This window comes from Oceanispirochaeta sp., from assembly GCF_027859075.1.
Classification (GTDB): Bacteria; Spirochaetota; Spirochaetia; order DSM-2461; family DSM-2461; genus Oceanispirochaeta.
Map to the genome: position 1 here is coordinate 1 of NZ_JAQIBL010000278.1, position 2,842 is coordinate 2,842.

Genomic DNA, 2,842 nt, shown 5'->3' on the forward strand with positions numbered 1-2,842 from the left:
GTTCCATAGAGATGTTATGACAGAGGGGGAACAGGGCAGAAGTTTGTTTGGCTCCGATCACACCGGCGATATTGGCAGTGGTCAGGACATCCCCTTTTTTAATCTGGTTGTCCTGAATCAGGGCCATCGTTTCGGGGGCACAGTAGATTTTACCCGTGGCGCTTGCGGTTCTGTGAATCACCGGCTTGGCAGACACATCCACCATCCGGGCCTGGCCCTTCTCGTCTATATGGGAAAGTTTCATTCTTTATCCTCCGATCTCCACCATGTTTCTGGTGGAACAGCTGCTGCCGCAGCGCGGTTTCTCGTGAATCGCTTCTACAAGAGCGGCTTTGATATTGTCAGGATCAATGATGATTTCCTGATCTGTGTGAAGGCATGGCTTGATCCGGCCGTTAGGCAGGAGGCGGATGCGGTTGCATTGTCCGCAGGGGGGAGGGCGTTGGTAGATGATCTCTTCATCCTGGAACTTATCTTCTGTCAGGGAGTATTCCCTGATCCTCTGCAGCTTGATACCTTTCCCGGTGCAGAAGGACTTCATTGCATCCATTTCTTCCTGAGATGTTTCGGCTGAAATCACCATATTCAGCTTTACCGGAAAATCTTCGGCCAGGGCCGCATCGATCCCTTTGAGGACCCTGTTGATATCTCCCCCCCGGGTCAGATGGGCATATCGATCAGGATTCAGTGAATCCAGGGAAATATTCAGACTCGAGAGGCCTGCTTCCTTCAGATCATGAGCATATTGATCCAGAAAGTGGCCGTTCGTGGTCATCCCCAGGAGCTTCAAACCTTCCAGGCTGGAGAGCATGGAAACAAGGCGTATGATGCCTTTTCTAACGAGAGGCTCTCCTACGGTCAGACGGATTTTTGTGAGTCCCAGGGCTATTGCCTCTTTCGCTATTTCAGTCATCTCTTCAAAGCTGAGACAATCCTGATGCTGCATTTTTTCAATCCCTTCTTCGGGCATGCAGTAGAGGCAGCGCAGGTTGAAGCGGTCTGTTACGGAGATTCTCAAATAGGAAATTTCACGATTATAAGAGTCTAACATGGACGGTCTCTCCTTCTATGACCTTTTCAACCCCCTGCTCCAGGATGATAAGACCGTCTGCTTCACTCATGGCATTGAGGTGAGAAGAACCGTTATAGGATACGGGGTAGATCCTTTCATCTTTGAATTGCACAGGCAGGAATTCCGAGCGGTCAGAGGTCTTCCTCTTGATCGTTTTACCCAGGACGGCCCGTAAAGAATAGGGTCTGTAATCAAGGCTGCAGTACTTGTATATCAGATGTTTGACAAACACTTCAAAGAGGATGTAGGTGGATACGGGATTGCCGGGCAGTCCGAAAACAAAGCAGGTCTCATTGCGACCGAACCAGATAGGACGTCCGGGCTTGATAGCGGCTTTATGAAAGTTCTTTTTGACCCCCAGTTTTTCCAGGGTTCCCGGTACAAAATCAAATTGGCCCATAGAGACGCCGCCGGAGAGAAGGAGTATATAATTCTCTTTGAGAGCCTTGCTGATGGTGTCGTAGAGGAGCCTTTCGTCGTCGATGGTGATTCCATAATACTGAGCCGGGCATCCCGCGGCTTCTGCCTGGGCCATCAGCTGGGGACCGTTGCTGTTGAAAATCTCTCCGACTTCCAGAATCTCTCCCGGCTCTGTGAGCTCTGATCCGGTGGTTATGATTCCGATACGGGGCATTTGAGCCACCTCAATTTCCGTCCGTCCCAGGGAGGCCAGGATGCCGATATCTCCGGGGGTTAGACGGCGGGGTTCCAGAACCCTCTCGCCTGTTTTGATGTTCTCGCCCTTGAAAATAATATTCTGGAGAGGTTCTTTGGTTTCCAAAAATACTGTCTTTTCATCTTGACGGGTGTATTCGATCCGTATGATCTTGCCGCAGCCTCTGGGAATCTTTGCTCCCGTCATAATGGCAGTACATTTTCCGGGTCTTAATGCTCTGGAGGCTATCTCTCCTGCAGCTATTGTTTCCGCCAGCTCCCAGGGGCCTTTTTCGTCTCCCCCGCGGACAGCCCAGCCGTCCATGGCCGCCTTATCAAAAGGGGGGGAGTCGATAGTGGAAATCACAGGATTGATCAGAATCCTTCCAACGGCATTTTTTAAAAGAACGGTTTCGCTTTTTACTGTCATATCCTGTGAATCCAGGATGGAAAATATATCTTTGATACCCAGCATTTTTTTATCCTTATAGTCGATTATTAGTATAACCTAAGCGAGGAAGGGTTGAATAGAACATTCACTTCATCACCGGGCCGTAATTTTAATAGGCTTAGAACTGTACTGCTTGTCCGGGTTTTCAGTATGATCCCGCAGTCCAGGGTCAGAGTAAAGCGGCCTTCCTTAAAGGGCACCATCGAGACCAGAATCCCCTTTAATTCATTGCTTTTCCCATCACCAACTGAATCTTTAGAAAGAGAAATATTTTCTGCCGGGATGACCATGGTGGAGTAATCCCCTTCACGGCTGGGGCAACGGAAACGGTGCCCTCCGGTTCTGAATTCGGAATACAGACCATCCAGATAAATGTATTCTCCCTTGAAAATGTTCTCGTCATGGCTGACGGGAGATCCCTGATACATATCTATAATAACATCAGAAGTCCGATAGGCAAATCCTTTATGATGGGAACAGAGGATAACAGTTATGCCGTCTCTTTTCAGGGAGATGATCAGTTTTTCAAGTTCACCCGAAGTCTTACTGTCAATGTTACCGTCGGGTTCATCCAGAAGCAGTACTTCCGGTGCGGCCATCAGCGCTCTGGCAATGGCAACGCGTTTTTTCTCTCCCCCCGACAAGTTTCTGGCTTTTCTTTTTTC

The 2,842-nt window shown here is 49.2% G+C and carries 4 protein-coding genes; all 4 read right to left on the reverse strand.

From position 1 onward, the window contains the following. On the reverse strand, positions 1–244 hold a 244-nt coding region (locus PF479_RS15520), incomplete at its 3' end, for a cyclic pyranopterin monophosphate synthase MoaC (protein ID WP_298008236.1). A gap of 3 nt (positions 245–247) precedes the next feature. After that, a complete protein-coding gene (locus tag PF479_RS15525; RefSeq protein ID WP_298008239.1) occupies positions 248–1,051 on the reverse strand; it encodes a GTP 3',8-cyclase MoaA in 804 nt (267 codons plus the stop codon). After that, positions 1,035–2,201, reverse strand: a complete 1,167-nt coding sequence (locus PF479_RS15530) for a molybdopterin molybdotransferase MoeA (protein ID WP_298008242.1) — start codon at positions 2,199–2,201, stop codon at positions 1,035–1,037. The genes PF479_RS15525 and PF479_RS15530 overlap by 17 nt, the downstream gene beginning before the upstream one ends. 23 nt (positions 2,202–2,224) lie before the next feature. After that, positions 2,225–2,842 (reverse strand): ATP-binding cassette domain-containing protein (locus tag PF479_RS15535; RefSeq protein ID WP_298008244.1); only part of this gene is annotated, 618 nt, incomplete at its 5' end.